The sequence below is a fragment of the Parapedomonas caeni genome (genome assembly GCF_041060555.1).
GTDB lineage: Bacteria > Pseudomonadota > Alphaproteobacteria > Sphingomonadales > Sphingomonadaceae > CAUJIW01.
Genome location: NZ_JBEUDS010000001.1, coordinates 182,014 through 198,873, shown reverse-complemented (window position 1 = coordinate 198,873; position 16,860 = coordinate 182,014). Strand labels below are relative to the sequence as shown.

The window sequence follows — 16,860 nt, the reverse complement described above, 5'->3', positions numbered from 1 at the left end:
GAGCCTCATATGGTACCGGCGGCGCTAGCACTAAGCCAAGGCGCGTTATTACTCCACGGGTAGCATTCCATGCGTTTAAGGTAATTAAATTGAAAAGAGAGCTGATCTGTCTCAACAACCCAAGGAGGCCGAACGCCCCACACCTTCACGAGTTCATCATACGTCGTTGGTATATACTCCCCTTTAACATATCCACCTTCCGAAAAATCATGACCAAGAACATTTTCCCATAACACAGTAACAAACAAATCCTGCTCTTCGAATATTTTTTGAATACTAGATATTTTTGATTCAAAATATTCATATATTCTATTTACATCATTATTTAATGAATCATTTTTAAACCTCTCCTCCAAATGAGTTTCAAAATAATGCAATAAAATTAGGGAATTATCCCCTTCACGCACGATTAACCTAGCCGCGTACTAAGTTTATTCTTTCTGCCATGGGTGAGATTACTCTTGATGGCGTCCGGGAGTACGGCGAGGGGCTGCCCGTGAAGATCGCGTTCTACGAGGACGTCGGTCGGTTCGTTCTCAAGGCCGAAAACCAAGGCGGCTACGATTGCGTCGAGATCAACCTCCTCGACCTCGTCGCGTGGCTCAAGGATGGCGGTATGGAACGGAACCACATTCCGCAGTAGCATCCAGCGCGTGGAACACATTTTCGATCAGATCCGCGGCACGCTGGACGCCGGCTTTCCTTACGCAGCGATCATGCTGGCATTGGCCGTTCCAGACATCTGCGCCAATCTCAGCATCGGGCCTGAGGCGAGCACGAGCAATCAAGGCAAGCGCTACAAACAGTGGTACCGCGATCACGTCGTCCCCGTTTACTCTCTGTTGACGGACGACGATGCATGGAGCTTGCGGTGCGGGGTCGTCCACCAAGGCGCGTTCGGCAACCGTCAGAAGCAGTTTGACCGGGCGATATTCTGTTCCGGATCGTCGGTGCTGAACATCGTGCTCAACGACTCTGAGATCGCTGGCATCAAATACGACCGGGTCCTGATCGCCGACGCCGGCACGTTTTGCGAGGCCATGATCAAGGCCGCGAGCGACTGGTTCAGCAGAGCGCGGGAAACGCCGGTGGTGGCGGCGAACCTCCCAAGGCTCGTCGGCACCTATAAGGATGGCATCGCTCCTCTGGTCGTAGGAATGACATGCGTAGGCTGACGTTATCCGAGGCATTGGATTTCCGGGGACAGTATACTTATTTCAGCTCGATATGCCGTCATCGTCGCCCCGCCGCCATCCGCTCTCGCGCCGGCCCCTGTGGCGACGGACACCGAGGTTGCCGCAGCGTGCCGGTCGCGCCAAGGATGGACGCAACCATGCCGCGAACGCAATGTCAATTCAGGGTACGGCTGGCGCACTGCATGTCGCCGCATGGCATACAGCCACATGCGGCATGCGCGCAGCCATGCGGGATCAGACACCGCCTTGCGGCAATGGTGGGCGGTGACGGGCTCGAACCGCCGACCCTCTCGGTGTAAACGAGATGCTCTACCAACTGAGCTAACCGCCCCGGGCGCGACGGACGTGCGCGCAGGTGGGATGTCCATAGGTGCGGACGGCCGGTGCGGTCAAGCCCCCTGCCCATTTGCCGCCTGCCGCTCCCCCTGCCTGCCCCCTCCTCGACCGGCCAGCGCCCTCTTGTCGGCCGGCGGGCAGGCTGGCCTCAATAAGCCGCCGGCGGCACCCAGCCGTGGGCGGCGAACGGCCGCAGCTCCTCCGGCAGCACCGGATCATAGGGGGCATCGAAGCTGAACGGCGCCTGGGCGTCGGTCCAGACGTTGACGTGGCGGCCGCCGACGAAGCGGATCAGCGACACCGAGCCCCAGCGGGCGCCGAACGGCCCGTGCGGAATGCCGGCCGGGCGCCAGAAATAGCCGCCGGGGTACATGGTGCCGTGGGGGCCGGTGATGTCGCCGGCCAGCATGTAGCACTCCTCGACCACCGGGTGGACCTCCTGCGGCCCCTGCCCGCCCGGCGGCACCGCCTGCGGCAGGATCAGCGACAGGAAGCTGCGCTCGCCGGTTTGGGCGTCGGTGCGCAGGTTCTTCCGGCCGATGCCGAGGTGGCGCAGGTTGGGGTCGTTCAGCGTCATGTCCCACGGCATCGCCCGCAGATCGAGGTGCGGGATCGCCCGCGGCGACTGTTCGGCGGTGCCGTCACCGGCGTGCGGCACCAGCACCGGCTCGCGGTCATAGAAGGCGATCAGCACGCAGCCGCGCGGCGAGCGCATGGCGTGGCGGGTCCAGCCCGCCGGCAGGAAGGCATAGCTGTCGGCCGGGTAGACATGGCCGTCCATCTCCAGCGAGCCTTCGAGAATGTAGAATTCCTCGTCCGCCAGAATGTGCTCCGGTCCGAAGCGCGACCAGCCGACCGGATAGCGCACCAGGATCGAACAGGCGCCATCGGCGGGGTCGCGGCTGAGCATCTTGTATTCGGCGTCCGGGCGGGCGAGGCCATGGCCGATGCGCCGCCACGGCAGCAGCTGGGACTGGATGAATTCGATGTGGCCGCGTTCAAGCATGGGGACGCCTTTTTCCGGTGGATCAGGCGGCCATTGTGCGCCGGCGTCAGGCCACTGCCGTGGCGCGCGCGCCGGCTGTCCGCTGTGCGGACCAATGGTCAGCGTCGACCATGCCACTGAACAGCACGACCGTCCGCCCGTCCGGCACGCTGACATCGGTGTCCGTCACCAGCTGCCGCAGCCAGCCGATCGCATCATCCCCGCTCAGGCCAGCAGGCATGGTCGCCAGCTTGGCGACCGCCTGGTCATAGGTCAGTGCCATGGTCAGCCCCTCATCCGTTGATCTTGATTTCAAGTATGTATTCTCTCAGTCCGAGCGGGCTGTTCACGCCCCGCCATTGGGCCATCACCGCGTCGCGGACAATCTGGTGCGTCTCCGCCAGCGTGTAGCCGGGCATCGGCCGACCGACATTGAAGATCATCGTCAGGTGGGTTTCGGCGCCCGGATGTGCGCGCTGCTCGGCGGCGGTCGCCGGGCGCCGGATCCTGCCGCTGCCGAAGCTGCAGAGTTCCTTGGCATGGTCGTCGGTGGGAACGATGATATAGCCGGTATAGCCCGGGCCGCCACCTCGCCTTAACAGCTGAAGACCAGCCTCGGGATCGTAGGTCTTGCTATATTGCCCTGGCTCTTGAATCCAAATCCACGCCATTATCTTGCCTTTCCACGTTTACGAGCAGCCCTCGGATCGCAGCCCTTGACGGCTCTACACCGGTCCAGCCTTCGCCACACGCCTTTGGTCCATGGCCGCGGCGGCGGCAACGAGGGGGGCATCGTCAGTCGCGGGATGGCGCGGCGTCGAGCGCGGCCCGGATCGCCGCCCCCAGCTCGACCTTGCGGAACGGCTTCTGGATCAGGCGCACATTGTGCGCGGGGCCTCGGCCCTGGAGAACCGCGTTTTCGGTATAGCCGGACATGAACACGATCCGCAGGCCGGGACGCAGCACCCGCGCGCGCTCGGCGAGGGTCGCGCCGTTGAGACCGCCGGTCAGCACCACATCGGTCAGCAGCAGATCGATGTCGGCGCGCTCCGCCAGCACCGCCAGGGCCGCCTCGCCGCTGGGGGCCTCCAGCACGGCATAGCCGAAAGCGCGCAGCAGATCGGCGGCCAGCGCCAGCAGGTCGGGATCGTCCTCGACGACCAGCAGCCGTTCATGCCCTCCCATGTCGCCGTCATGGCTGCCGTGATGACGCGCGTCCTCCGTGCCGGCGGCGGAGCGCGGCAGGTACAGGCGCACCTGGGTGCCGACACCGGGCTCGCTGGAGATGCGGGCATGGCCGCCGGACTGCCGGGCAAAGCCGAACACCATGGAGAGCCCGAGTCCGGTGCCCTTGCCCAGCCCCTTGGTGGTGAAGAAGGGATCGAACGCCCGACGCGCGACCTCCGGCGGCATGCCGACACCGGTGTCGGAGACCGCCAGCATCACATAAGGCCCCGGCGCCATGTCCTCGGTGTCGCCGATGAGATCATCATCAAGGGTGACGTTCGCCGTCTCGATGGTCAGGGCGCCGCCATCGGGCATGGCGTCGCGGGCATTGATGATCAGGTTCAGCAGGGCATTCTGCAGCTGCCCCGGGTCGACGTCGCTCAGCCACAGGCCGTCGGCGGGCAGGAAGCCGAGCGCGATATTCTCCGGCAAGGTGCGGCGCACCAGCTCGTACATCTCGTCGACCAGATGGTTGACGTCGAGCGTGCTGGGCAACAGGGTCTGCTGGCGGGCGAACGCCAGCAGGCTGCGGGTCAGGGTCGCGCCGCGATCGGTCGCGCGCAGTGCCCGCTCGGCCCGGTTGACCAGCTCTCCCGGGGCGTCGATGTGGCGCAGCTGATCGGCCAGAAGCTCGACGTTGCCCGCCACCACCGCCAGCAGGTTATTGAAGTCGTGGGCGATGCCCCCGGTGAGCTGACCGACCGCCTCCATTTTCTGGGCCTGACGCAACCGGGCCTCGGCCTGCTTGCGGTAGGAGATGTCGCGGATGTTGGTCAGGATGCCCCGCACCGCCGGGTCGATGAGGAAATTGCGGCCGGCGACTTCGACGTCGACCCACCGCCCGTCCTTGTGGCGCAGTCGCAGTTCCAGCTGCTCGCCATGTCCCGCCGTGGCCACCATCCGGCCCAGCGCCGCGGTTGCCTGCGGGATATCGTCGGGATGCACCACGTCCACCACGCCCATGCCGATCATCTCCGCCACGTCGTAGCCGAGCATGGTCCGGACCGCCGGGCTGGCGAAGGCGATACGCCCGGCCTCGTCCAGCAGCGCGATGATATCGGGGCTGTTTTCAATGATCGCCCGCCCGCGTGCCTCGCTGCGCTCCAGCGCGCGCTGGGTTTCACGGATCTCCGAGACATCGGTGAAGATGCCGCGATACCAGCGCGGCTGGCCCTGGGAATCCCGCACCGGCATTCCCTTGGCGACAAGGTCGATCAGCGTGCCGTCGGTACGATAGACGCGGTACTCGATGTCATAGGGGGTGAGGTTGGCGCGGCCCTCGGCGACGGCTGTGGCCATGCGCGCCCGGTCTTCCGGGTGCACGGCGGCGATCCACTGGTCGATCGACCCCATCCGCTCCTTCGAACCGGGTCCGAAAACCGTCCACGCGCCATCGGAGAAGTCGACCGCGTGGGTGATCAGGTCATACTGCCAGGCCCCGGACCGGGCCATGATTTCCGCGTTGCCGAGAAGGGCGTCCCGCTGTTCCTGTTCGCTCAGGTCGGTCAGGGTAAGCACCGTCTCACCGGTGCCAACCCGCGCGGTCGTCAGGGCAATCGCCCATTCTCCCCTGGCCTTGATGACGTGGTGATCCCCGCGGCCGGCCGAGGCGGCGGCGATCCGGGCATCGACGCAGGTGGCCCGCGCTTCCGGTGTCATGCCGGTGGTCGCGAGCAGGGCTTCAAGCAGGCTCGCGTAGCCATCGCCCGGCGCGGCGGCCACACCGCGCGCCGCCAGAATGCGACCAAACAGCCCGTTGCACCACAGCAACCTCAGTCCAGTGTCCAACCCAGCAACACCTAGCGGCAATGCTTCCGCCAGCTCCGGCGCCATACGCCTCTCCGGTCCCCGTTGAATGCGCGACGAGCCGATCTCGTACGCAAGGTCATCCATGCCGCGCGCATCGGCGCTCACAGTATCCGGATCGAGGGACATTCGCCAGCCGGCCCGATCAACTGCGCGCCGGCGAGGCGGGAACGCGCCTGATCGCCACGACCTTGACTCCGCCGGCCGAATAAGAACAAAATAAGAACATTCAGCCAGAGTCGGGAGAAGTCATGAACGCGGCGTACGCCAGCACGACACAGACGCTATCGGCACTCAAGGCGCGGATTGCCGCCCTGGAGGGGCGACCGCTGACGCTGGAAGCCGACCGCGCGCCACCCTGGAGCTGGGGCGAGCCGACGCTCGACCATGCCCTCGGTGGCGGTCTGGCCACCGATGCGCTGCACGACTGGACGGCCACCGGCCCGCACGCCGCCAGCGCCGTGGCGCTGCTGCTGGCCCTGCTCGCCCGGCGCCCGGCCGGCGATGTGCTGTGGGTGACGACCACCGCCATGGCGATGGACTATGGCCGGCCCTACGGGCCCGGCATGGCGGCCCTGGGCCTCGACCCCACCCGCTTCCTGTTCGCCGTCGGCCGGCGGGAGCTGGATGTCGCCTGGGCGCTGGAGGAAGGGCTGGCGGCCGCCGCCACCGCCGCCGGCGGACTGGCCGCGGTCGTCGGCATCGGCGGCGCGCTCGATTTCACGGCCAGCCGGCGGCTCAGCCTCGCGGCGGCCCGCCATGGCTGCCCCTGCCTGTGGCTGTCGCTGGGCGGCACCGCGGCCGGCGGCCGGGCCGCCGGCAGTGCCGCGCACACCCGCTGGCGGGTGGAAAGCCGGCCGAGCCGGCCCGAGCCCCATGCGCCGCGCACGCCCGGTCCGCCGGTGTGGCGGATGAGCCTGACCCGGGCGCGCAGCCTGCCCCCCCTTGCCTTCGATGTGACCTGGAACGATGAAAGCCGACGTTTCCTCCTGGCTGGCCCTGTGGCTGCCCCGGCTGGCGATCGACCGCTGGCGGCGTCTCGCCCGCCAGTGTCAGCCGCCGCGCCCCGAGCCGCCTGAGTTCGCGCTGGTGGACAGCGGCCCGCACGGGCAGCTGGTGAGCGCCGTCAACGCCGGGGCCCGCCGCGCCGGCGTGCAGCCGGGCCAGCCGCTGGCCCGGGCGCGCGCGCTGTGCCCGACGCTGGCGACGCAGAGCCGCGACTCCGAGGCCGACCAGGCCGCACTGGTCGCCCTGGCCCGCTGGTGCGATCGCTATACCCCGCTGGTCGCCCTCGACGGGGCGGATGGGCTGCTGCTCGACCTCACCGGCTGTCTTGGCCTGTGGCCGGGTCCTGACGCCCTGCTCGACGACATCGAGGTCCGCCTGCGCGCCATGGGCTGGCGCCCCCGCCTGGGTCTGGCGGCGACCGTCGGCGGCGCCTGGGCGCTGGCCCGCTTCGCCCCGCCCGACCAGCGCCGGGTCACGTCGGCCGGCCTTGCCGGTTTCGCGGCCCTGCCCGTCGCCGCGCTGCGTTTGTCGGCGGACAGCATCGGCGTGCTGGAGCGCTTCGGCCTGCGCACCATCGGCGCCCTCGCCGGCCTGCCGCGCAGCACCCTGGCCCGACGCTTCCCGGCCCGCACGGCGGCGGACGCCGTGCTGCTGCGCCTCGACCAGCTGCTGGGCGTGCGCGCCGAACCCGCCGCGCCCTATCGCTCGCCACCGCGGCATGCCGTGCGGCAGGCTTTCGCCGAACCGCTGCTCAACCGCGCGCAGGTGGCGGCCTGGCTGCCCCGGCTGGTCGAGGCGCTGGTGCAGGAGATGGCGGCCGCCGGTGTCGGTGCCCGCCGGCTGGCGCTGCAGGCGATGCAGGTCGACGGCCAGGTGTCGGCGCTGCGCATCGGCCTGGCCCAGCCCTCGCGCGAGGTGCCGCACATCCTGCGGCTGTTCGCGCCGCGACTGGAGAGGCTGACCACCGCCTTCGGCATCGACGCGCTGGTGCTTGCCGCCATCGAGGTGGCGCCGCTCGCCGCCCGGCAGGTCGGTCTGACCGGCCCGGACGGCAGCACCGAGCTTGCCCGCCTGCAGGACTGCCTCGCCAACCGGCTGGGAGCACAGGCCGTCTATCGTCTGGCCGGCGTCGCCAGCCATGTACCGGAGCGCGCCGAGCGACGGGCCCGCACCGCCGGGCCGCCAACGCACGTCGATGCGCCACGCCCGATCCTGCTGCTGCCGCGCCCGGAGCCGGTGGAGGTGCTGGCGGAAGTGCCGGATGGCCCGCCGGCGCGCATCGTCTGGCGGCGCGGCACGCACCGCATCGTCCGCAGCACCGGGCCGGAACGCATCGCCCCGGAATGGTGGCGCGACGCCGCCGCCACCGCGCGCAGCCGCGACTATTACAGCGCCGAGGACAGCGAGGGCCGGCGCCTGTGGCTGTTCCGCGAAGGCCTGTACGAAGGTGCCGCCGGCGAGCCCGACGGCGCGCCGCGCTGGTACCTGCATGGCCTGATGGCCTGATGGCGGACGGACCGAGCCCATGAGCGCGCCCGCCTATGCCGAACTGCAGGTGACCAGCCATTTCACCTTTCTCGAAGGGGCCAGCAGCCCGGACGAGCTGATGACGACCGCCGTGCGCCAGGGCCTGGCGGCACTCGCCATCACCGACCGCAACAGCCTGGCCGGCGTGGTGCGGGCCCATGTGGCGGCGCGCAAGCACGGCTTGCCCCTGGTGATCGGCTGCCGGCTCGATCTGGAGGACGCGCCATCGCTGCTCGCCTACCCCACCGACCGCGCCGCCTATGGCCGGCTGTCGCAGCTGCTTTCGCGCGGCAAGCGCCGGGCCGCCAAGGGCGCCTGCCATCTCCGGCTCGCCGATGTCACCGAGGCCGCCCCCGGGCAGATCTTCGTGCTGCTGCCCCCCGTGCGCCACGACCGGGCCAGCCGGCAGGCCTTTCGCGACAGCATCGCCGGCGTGCGCGCGGCACTGGGCGGGCAGCCGCTGTATCTCGCGCTGCACCGGCTGTTTCGCGGCGACGACCTCGCCTGGCTCGGCTGGCTGGCCGACTGCGCCGCCCGCCACGGCCTGCCGCTGGTGGCGACCAACGACGTGCTCTACCACCTGCCGGAGCGGCGACCGCTGGCCGACGTGATGACCTGCATCCGCGACAGGACCACCATCCACGACGCCGGCCTGGCGCTCGGCCTCAATGCCGAACGTCATCTCAAGACACCGGCGGAAATGGCCCGCCTGTTCGCCGATTATCCGCACGCCCTGGCGGCGACGCTGGACATCGTGGCCGCCTGCCGGTTCGATCTGGCGCAACTGGCCTACGAATATCCCGATGAGCCGGTGCCGCCCGGCAAGACGGCGCAGCAGCATCTGGAGGAACTCGCCTGGGCGGGGGCCGCGGTGAAATTCCCCGCCGGTGTGCCCGAGAGCGTCCGTCAGACCATCGACAAGGAACTCAGGCTGATCGCGGCGCGCGACTACGCGCCGTTCTTTCTCACCGTCCACGACATCGTGGCCTTTGCCCGCAGCCGCGACATCCTCTGCCAGGGGCGCGGCTCCTCGGCCAATTCGGTGGTCTGCTTCTGTCTGGGCATCACGGCGGTCAACCCCACCGAAGTGGCGCTGCTGTTCGAGCGTTTCGTCAACGAGGAACGGCGCGAACCGCCCGACATCGACGTCGACTTCGAGCATGAACGGCGCGAGGAAGTGATCCAGTACATCTACGAGCGCTATGGCCGCGCCCGCGCCGGCCTGGCAGCGACGGTGATCCATTACCGCCCGCGCTCGGCCATCCGCGACGTCGGCAAGGCGATGGGCTTAAGCGAGGACGTCGTCACCGCCCTGGCCGGCACCATCTGGGGCTCGTGGGCCGGCGACGGCATCGCCGACCAGCGCATCCGCGCGCTGGGCCTCGACCCCCGGGAGCCTCTGCTCGCCCGCACGGTCGCGCTGGCGAACGAATTGCTCGGCTGTCCGCGCCATCTCTCCCAGCATGTCGGCGGCTTCGTGCTGACGCGCGGCCCGCTGGAGGCGACCGTACCGATCGGCAATGCCGCGATGGCCGGGCGCACCTTCATCGAGTGGGACAAGGACGACATCGAGGCGCTGGGCATCCTCAAGGTGGACGTGCTGGCGCTGGGCATGCTCACCTGCCTGCGCAAGGGCCTGCAGCTGCTGGCGCAGCACCACGGGCGGGACGTGCGGCTGGCCACCATCCCGCGCGAGGACCCGGCGACCTACGACATGCTGTGCCGGGGCGATTCCATCGGCGTGTTCCAGGTGGAAAGCCGGGCCCAGATGAACATGCTGCCGCGCCTGAAACCGCGCTGCTACTACGATCTGGTGATCCAGGTGGCGATCGTGCGTCCCGGCCCGATCCAGGGCGACATGGTGCACCCCTATCTGCGCCGCCGCGACGGCCTGGAGGAAATCGATCTGCCAGGCCCGGCACCGGCGCATGGCCCCGCCAGCGAACTGCGCGACGTGCTGGGCCGCACGCTGGGCGTGCCGCTGTTTCAGGAGCAGGCGATGAAGGTGGCGATGGTCGCCGCCGAATTTTCCGCCGCCGAGGCCAATGGCCTGCGCTACGCCATGGCCACCTTCCGCCACAAGGGGACCATCGGCGACTTCGAGCGCCGGTTCATCGATCGCATGATCGCGCGCGGCTACGCGCCGGACTTCGCCCGCCGCTGCTTCGACCAGATCAAGGGCTTCGGCGACTATGGCTTTCCCGAAAGCCACGCGGCGAGCTTCGCCATCCTGGTCTATGCCTCCGCCTGGCTGAAATGCCATTACCCGGACGTGTTCTGCGCCGCCCTGCTCAACGCCCAGCCGATGGGCTTCTACGCCCCGGCACAGATTGTCCGCGACGCCCGCGACCACGGCGTGCCGGTGCTGCCGCCGGACATCAACCACGCCGACTGGGACTGCACGCTGGTCGCCCGGCCCGGCCACCGCCACCACGCCGTGCGGCTGGGCCTGCGGCTGATCACCGGACTCGGCCGCGAGGCCGCCGAGCGACTGATGGCCGCGCGGGCCAGCCGCCCCTTTGCCAGTCTCGACGACCTGCAGCGGCGCGCCCGGTTGCCGGTCGGCCTCGTCGAGACGCTGGCCACCGCCGATGCCTGCGGCTCACTGGGACTGGACCGGCGTCAGGCGCTGTGGGCGGCGCGCGCGCTCGCCCGCGCCAGACCGCTGCCGTTGTTCGAACAGGCTGGCGAGGCGATCGCCGAGCCCTCGGTCGTCCTGCCCGCGCTGTCGGCGGGCGAACAGGTGGTGGAGGATTACCGCAGCCTGCGCCTGTCGCTCAAAGGCCACCCGCTGGCCTTCCTGCGCGAGGCCTATCGCCACGACGGGGTTTCCAGCTGCGCCCGGGCCCAGCAGGCCCGCGACGGCAGCCGGCTGAACGTCGCCGGTCTGGTGCTGGTGCGCCAGCGGCCGGGCACTGCCAGCGGTGTCGTGTTCATGACCATCGAGGACGAGACCGGCATCTGCAATGTCGTGGTCTGGCCGAAGGTGATGGAGAAATACCGCGCCATCGTCATGGGCAGCCGGCTGGTACGGGTGCGCGGGCGTATCCAGCGGCTGGACGCCACCCCCGGCGGGGCGCAACCGGCCGTGCCGGTCGTGCATCTGGTCGCCGCGTCTCTCACCGCGCATGACGTCGACCTGCTGCGTCTTGGCGAAAGCCCACTGGCCGCATCACCCACACAGACCGCGCCCCTCAACCGGAGCCACCCGCGCGACGTGCGCATCATCCCGCGTTCGCGCGACTTCCATTAACGTCACGGACGGCCGCTGCCGTCCACCCGCCGGAAACGCCGGAAACCAGGCGACAGCAACGACACACACGCCGGGTTCACGGCGCGGCGGCAGGCGGGATCGCCGCCTGTAGCATCTAAAATTATCGTGGAATATCAATCGGTCAGAATGGTGGGCGCGGCAAGGATTGAACTTGCGACCCCTGCGGTGTGAACACAGTGCTCTACCACTGAGCTACGCGCCCCAACCACCTGACGGAGGGCGGATGTAGCGGCTTGACGACCGCTTGTCCAGCCCGTTCGACACAATCGGCACAAAAGACAAATGCCGGTGCCGGAATGGAAAACGCCGGGCCTCGGGGGCTGCCCGGACCCGGCGTCAATCCCGTGGACTCGTCTTAGTTGACGGCGTCCTTCAGCGCCTTGCCGGCGCGGAATTTCGGCGTGCTGCTCGCCTTGATCTTGATTTCCTCGCCGGTGCGCGGGTTGCGACCGGTGGAGGCCTTCCGCTTGGCGACAGCAAAAGTCCCGAAGCCAACCAGACGGACTTCGTCGCCCTTCTTCAGCGCCTCGGTGACGGCATCGAACACCGCGTCAACCGCGCTGCCCGCTTGCGTCTTGGTCAGACCGGCCGCGTCGGCAACTGCGCTGATCAATTCCTGCTTGTTCATGGATTGGGACCCCCAGGATAGAGATGATAAGTCGGCCTCGTCGAGGCCGGCGGACATCTAAGAGGCAGTTTCCTGTCGTGTCAAAAGGAAAACCGCCCGAAAGGGCGGTTTTCTGCGCTTTATCGACTGGTGGATGAGCCGTTTTCACTCAGTGAGCGACCGACCCCTCGATCTCGACCTTGTTGTCCGGTCTTGGCGTGGCCGCCAGCGCGTCCGCCTCGGTCCATTCGATCGGCTTGAGTGGCTGGGCCAGCGCCAGATCGAGCATCTGATCAACCACCTTCACCGGAATGATCTTGAGACCCCGCTTCACATTGTCGGGAATTTCCGCCAGATCCTTCTCGTTGTCGGCGGGAATGAGCACCGTCTTGATGCCACCACGCAGCGCCGCCAGCAGCTTCTCCTTCAGGCCGCCGATCGGCAGCACGCGACCGCGCAGCGTCACCTCGCCGGTCATCGCCACGTCCTTGCGCACCGGCACCCCGGTCAGCACCGAAACGATCGAGGTGACCATGGCGATACCCGCCGACGGACCGTCCTTAGGCGTGGCGCCTTCCGGCACGTGGACATGGATGTCCGTCTTCTCGAACAGCGGCGGCTTGATGCCAAACACCGTCGAGCGCGACTTGACGTAGGAATAGGCCGCCTGGATCGACTCCTGCATCACGTCACCGAGCTTGCCGGTGGTCTTGATGGCGCCCTTGCCCGGGAGGGTGATCGCCTCGATGGTCAGCAGTTCGCCGCCCACCTCGGTCCACGCCAGCCCCGTGGTGGCGCCGATCTGGTCCTCCAGCTCTGACTCGCCGAAGCGGTACTTCCGCACACCGGCGAAATCGGCGAGATTGCGCGAGGTGATGGCGACCGACTTCTTCTTGCCCTCAAGGATCAGCTTCAGCGACTTGCGGGCCAGCTTCGCCAGCTCGCGCTCCAGGCTGCGCACGCCGGCCTCGCGGGTGTAGTAGCGCACGAGATCACGCAGCGCGCCGTCGGACACCGACCATTCGCCAGGCTTCAGGCCGTGATTCTCGACCTGCTTCGACAGCAGATGCTGCTTGGCGATCTCGACCTTCTCGTCCTCGGTGTAGCCGGAAAGCTGGATGATCTCCATGCGGTCCAGCAGCGGCTGCGGCATCCGCAGGGAGTTGGCGGTAGTCACGAACATCACGTCGGACAGGTCGTAGTCGACCTCCAGATAATGGTCGTTGAACTTGGCGTTCTGTTCCGGGTCCAGCACTTCCAGCAGCGCCGAGGCCGGGTCGCCCCGGAAGTCCTGGCCCATCTTGTCGATTTCATCGAGCAGGAACAGCGGGTTGGACGAGCCGCATTTCTTCAGCGACTGCACGATCTTGCCCGGCATCGAGCCGATGTAGGTGCGCCGGTGGCCCCGAATCTCGGCCTCGTCACGCACGCCGCCCAGGCTGAAGCGCAGGAACTCGCGCCCGGTCGCCTTGGCGATCGAGCGGCCGAGCGAGGTCTTGCCGACACCCGGCGGGCCGACCAGACACAGGATCGGACCCTTCATCTTGTTGGTGCGCGACTGCACCGCCAGATACTCGACGATCCGTTCCTTGATCTTCTCCAGACCGTAGTGATCGGTATCGAGAATCTTCTCGGCCTGACGGATGTCCTTCTTGACCTTGGATTTCTTGCCCCACGGCAGACCCAGCAGCCAGTCGAGGTAGTTGCGCACGACCGTCGCTTCCGCCGACATCGGGCTCATCGACTTCAGCTTCTTCAACTCGGCCATCGCCTTGTCGCGGGCCTCCTTGGAGAGCTTGGTCTTCTTGATCCGTTCCTCAAGCTCAGACGCCTCGTCCTTGCCCTCGTCGGCCTCGCCCAGCTCGCGCTGGATCGCCTTGAGCTGCTCGTTGAGATAATACTCGCGCTGCGTCTTCTCCATCTGCCGCTTGACGCGGGAACGGATCTTCTTCTCCACCTGAAGGACGCCGATCTCGCCTTCCATGAAACCGAACACCATCTCCAGCCGCTTGGCGACATCGGTGGTGGCGAGCAGCTGCTGCTTGTCGGCGATCTTGAGGCCGAGGTGCGAGGCCACGGTATCGGCGAGCTTGGAGGCCTCGGTGATCTGGTTGAGACCAACCAGCACTTCCGGCGCGATCTTCTTGTTCAGCCGGACATACTGCTCGAACTGGCTGACCACCGTGCGCATCAGGCCGCGCGCTTCCTCGCTCTCGGCATTCTGTTCATCCAGCTGCCTGACGGTCGCCTCAAGATAGTCCGCCTTGTCGGTGAACTGATCGATCTCGGCGCGCTCCTTGCCTTCGACCAGCACCTTGACAGTGCCGTCGGGCAGTTTCAGCAGCTGCAGCACGTTGGCCAGCGTGCCGACCTCGTAGAGGTCGTCACGCGCGGGATCATCATCGGCCGGATTCTTCTGTGACAACAGGAAGATGCGCTTATCACCACGCATCACTTCCTCAAGCGCCTTCACCGATTTTTCGCGCCCGACGAACAGGGGCACGATCATCTGCGGAAACACCACGATGTCGCGGAGGGGGAGAACCGGGAACAACTGTTGCATGGTAAGCCTCATACGCTGGGCAGTGCGACTGCGCGCGGACGCGGAACCGGCACTGGCTTTAACCACGATATGGGGGCTCTGGCGCCGCCATCAAGGAGCGGCCGCTGGAGCCACGCCACGCCGACCGACACATCCGACATCCGGGGCGCCCGTCTCAGGACGGAAACGCGCGCCGCCGGCAGCGATCAGGCCATGGACCCCACATCCTCGCGGGTCTGCGAGAAGATGCGGATGGGATCCTTGCGACCTTCCACCACGTCCTTGTTGATGACCACCTCGTCCACCCCGTCCATGCCGGGAAGATCGAACATGGTGTCGAGCAGGATGCCTTCCATGATCGAGCGCAGGCCACGGGCGCCGGTCTTGCGCTCGATCGCCTTGCGGGTGATCGCCTGCAGGGCATCGTGGCTGAAGGTCAGCTTGACGCCTTCCATGTCGAACAGCCGCTGATACTGCTTGGCGAGCGCGTTCTTGGGCTCGGTGAGGATCTTGATCAGTGCCGCCTCGTCCAGATCCTCCAGCGTCGCGATCACCGGCAGACGGCCGATGAACTCGGGGATCAGACCGAACTTCAGCAGGTCCTCCGGCTCGCAGTTCTTGAGGATGGCACCAGGCCGGCGTTCGTCCGGCGCCGCCACATGGGCGCCGAAACCGATCGACTTGCCCTGCAGACGGTCGGCGATGATCCGGTCCAGGCCGGCGAACGCGCCACCGCAGATGAACAGGATGTTACTGGTGTCGACCTGAAGGAACTCCTGCTGCGGATGCTTGCGGCCGCCCTGGGGCGGCACCGAGGCCGTCGTGCCTTCCATGATCTTCAGCAGTGCCTGCTGCACGCCCTCGCCCGACACGTCGCGGGTAATCGACGGATTATCGGACTTGCGACTGATCTTGTCGATCTCGTCGATGTAGACGATGCCGCGCTGTGCACGCTCGACGTTGTAGTCGGCGGCCTGAAGCAGCTTCAGGATGATGTTCTCGACGTCCTCGCCGACATAGCCGGCCTCGGTCAGCGTCGTCGCGTCGGCCATGGTGAACGGCACGTCGAGGATGCGCGCCAGTGTCTGGGCGAGCAGCGTCTTGCCGCAGCCGGTCGGGCCGACCAGCAGGATGTTCGACTTGGCCAGCTCGACGTCGGCATTCTTCTGGCCATGGTTCAGGCGCTTGTAATGGTTGTGCACCGCCACCGAAAGGACGCGCTTGGCATGGTCCTGGCCGATGACATAGTCGTCCAGCACCTTGCAGATCTCGCGCGGGGTCGGCACGCCGTCCCGGCTCTTCACCAGGGTCGACTTGGTCTCCTCGCGGATGATGTCGTTACACAGCTCGACGCATTCATCACAAATGAAGACGGTCGGGCCAGCGATCAGCTTGCGGACCTCGTGTTGGCTCTTACCGCAGAAGGAGCAGTAGAGCGTGTTCTTCGAGTCGCTCCCGCTGAGCTTGGTCATGCTCGTCCTTTCATCGTTCGGCCAGGAAGCCGATACGCCATCCTAAACCGACCCCTCAGGGCTTCACAATCCCGAAATGGTACGGCAGCCGTGCCATTCGGACGCACTGATCTTAAGCGCAGGAGCCTCAAGAGAGGCTTAACAACGCCGGAAGAGCGCGCGAATGCGGGCGATTGAGCCCGCATGCCCTTACTTCTTGTCGTCATCCTCGGCGGTTTCCGGCCGCTTTTCATAGACTTGGTCGAGCAGACCCCAGGCGCGGGCCTCCTCGGCGGTCATGAAATTGTCGCGCTCGACCGCCCGCTCGACCTCCTCGATGGTCCGGCCGGTGTTCTTGGCCATGATCTCATTGAGTCGGGCTCGGATGCGCAGGATTTCCTTGGCCTGAATCTCGATATCGGTAGCCTGGCCCTGGGCGCCGCCGGAGGGCTGGTGCACCATGATCCGCGCGTTGGTGGTGGCGTAGCGCATGCCGGGCTCACCGGCCGAGAGCAGGAAAGCGCCCATCGAGGCGGCCTGACCGATGCAGACCGTGGCCACCTTGGGCCGGATGTACTGCATGGTGTCATAGATCGCGAGGCCCGCCGTCACCACGCCGCCCGGCGAGTTGATGTACATGAAGATGTCCTTCTTGGGGTTTTCCGCCTCCAGGAAGAGCAACTGGGCAACGATAAGGCTCGCCATATGGTCCTCGACACCACCGGTGACGAAGACGATCCGCTCCCGAAGCAGCCGTGAGTAGATATCGAACGCGCGCTCGCCGCGGTTCGACTGCTCGATAACCACAGGCACGAGGTTGTTGGTGAAATGGGCGATCGGATCGAACATGCGCATGCCTCTAGCAGCTTAACAGGATTGAGGCGGACCGAAGCCCGCCTCA

General features: G+C 66.8%; 14 protein-coding genes and 2 tRNA genes. 5 read left to right on the top strand and 11 right to left on the bottom strand.

Annotated features, from left to right (window positions below; genetic code table 11):
- Window positions 1-5 precede the first annotated feature (5 nt).
- The gene (locus ABU113_RS00780) at window positions 6-407 is read right to left on the bottom strand and encodes a hypothetical protein (protein ID WP_454557556.1); all 402 of its coding nucleotides are present in this window, start codon (window positions 405-407) and stop codon (window positions 6-8) included.
- 38 nt (window positions 408-445) lie between these two features.
- Here ABU113_RS00780 and ABU113_RS00775 point away from each other — a divergent pair, with 38 nt between their 5' ends.
- On the top strand, window positions 446-643 hold the full coding sequence (locus ABU113_RS00775) for a hypothetical protein (protein ID WP_454557555.1): 198 nt from the start codon (window positions 446-448) through the stop codon (window positions 641-643).
- Window positions 644-653: 10 nt separating this feature from the next.
- Window positions 654-1,175, top strand: a complete 522-nt coding sequence (locus ABU113_RS00770) for a hypothetical protein (protein ID WP_454557554.1) — start codon at window positions 654-656, stop codon at window positions 1,173-1,175.
- Between the two features lie 276 nt (window positions 1,176-1,451).
- On the opposite strand, the gene ABU113_RS00765 is transcribed toward ABU113_RS00770, so the two are convergent.
- From ABU113_RS00765 to ABU113_RS00745, 5 genes are all read right to left on the bottom strand, one after another.
- A tRNA-Val gene (locus ABU113_RS00765) sits at window positions 1,452-1,527 on the bottom strand.
- A 153-nt stretch (window positions 1,528-1,680) separates the two neighbouring features.
- Window positions 1,681-2,538 carry a cupin domain-containing protein gene (locus tag ABU113_RS00760; protein ID WP_454557553.1) on the bottom strand — a complete coding sequence of 286 codons (858 nt, stop codon included), beginning with the start codon at window positions 2,536-2,538 and terminating at the stop codon, window positions 1,681-1,683.
- Window positions 2,539-2,584: 46 nt separating this feature from the next.
- A complete protein-coding gene (locus ABU113_RS00755) occupies window positions 2,585-2,800 on the bottom strand; it encodes a hypothetical protein (protein ID WP_454557552.1) in 216 nt (71 codons plus the stop codon).
- Window positions 2,801-2,810: 10 nt separating this feature from the next.
- Window positions 2,811-3,188, bottom strand: coding sequence for a hypothetical protein (locus ABU113_RS00750; RefSeq protein ID WP_454557551.1), 378 nt, complete (start codon window positions 3,186-3,188; stop codon window positions 2,811-2,813).
- 124 nt (window positions 3,189-3,312) lie between these two features.
- Window positions 3,313-5,637, bottom strand: coding sequence for a PAS domain S-box protein (locus ABU113_RS00745; protein ID WP_454557550.1), 2,325 nt, complete (start codon window positions 5,635-5,637; stop codon window positions 3,313-3,315).
- A gap of 164 nt (window positions 5,638-5,801) precedes the next feature.
- Between ABU113_RS00745 and ABU113_RS00740 the strand changes: the two genes are divergently transcribed.
- The 3 genes from ABU113_RS00740 to ABU113_RS00730 are packed head-to-tail and all read left to right on the top strand — an operon-like array spanning window position 5,802 to window position 11,338.
- Window positions 5,802-6,629: an ImuA family protein gene (locus ABU113_RS00740; RefSeq protein ID WP_454557549.1), complete on the top strand. Its 828-nt coding sequence runs from the start codon at window positions 5,802-5,804 to the stop codon at window positions 6,627-6,629.
- Window positions 6,520-8,064 (top strand): Y-family DNA polymerase, encoded by a 1,545-nt coding sequence (locus ABU113_RS00735; protein WP_454557548.1) that lies wholly within the window; start codon window positions 6,520-6,522, stop codon window positions 8,062-8,064. Before ABU113_RS00740 ends, ABU113_RS00735 begins: the two co-directional genes overlap by 110 nt.
- 19 nt (window positions 8,065-8,083) lie before the next feature.
- Window positions 8,084-11,338 (top strand): error-prone DNA polymerase, encoded by a 3,255-nt coding sequence (locus ABU113_RS00730; RefSeq protein ID WP_454557547.1) that lies wholly within the window; start codon window positions 8,084-8,086, stop codon window positions 11,336-11,338.
- 148 nt (window positions 11,339-11,486) lie between these two features.
- Here the strand turns inward: ABU113_RS00730 and ABU113_RS00725 are convergent.
- From ABU113_RS00725 to clpP, 5 genes are all read right to left on the bottom strand, one after another.
- Window positions 11,487-11,561: transfer RNA gene (locus tag ABU113_RS00725), tRNA-Val, on the bottom strand.
- Between the two features lie 153 nt (window positions 11,562-11,714).
- A complete protein-coding gene (locus ABU113_RS00720) occupies window positions 11,715-11,987 on the bottom strand; it encodes an HU family DNA-binding protein (protein ID WP_454557722.1) in 273 nt (90 codons plus the stop codon).
- Between the two features lie 148 nt (window positions 11,988-12,135).
- Window positions 12,136-14,529 (bottom strand): endopeptidase La, encoded by a 2,394-nt coding sequence (gene lon / locus ABU113_RS00715; RefSeq protein ID WP_454557546.1) that lies wholly within the window; start codon window positions 14,527-14,529, stop codon window positions 12,136-12,138.
- Between the two features lie 185 nt (window positions 14,530-14,714).
- Window positions 14,715-15,980: an ATP-dependent Clp protease ATP-binding subunit ClpX gene (gene clpX, locus ABU113_RS00710; protein ID WP_454557545.1), complete on the bottom strand. Its 1,266-nt coding sequence runs from the start codon at window positions 15,978-15,980 to the stop codon at window positions 14,715-14,717.
- A 189-nt stretch (window positions 15,981-16,169) separates the two neighbouring features.
- Window positions 16,170-16,808 (bottom strand): ATP-dependent Clp endopeptidase proteolytic subunit ClpP, encoded by a 639-nt coding sequence (gene clpP, locus ABU113_RS00705; protein WP_454557721.1) that lies wholly within the window; start codon window positions 16,806-16,808, stop codon window positions 16,170-16,172.
- Window positions 16,809-16,860: the final 52 nt, after the last annotated feature.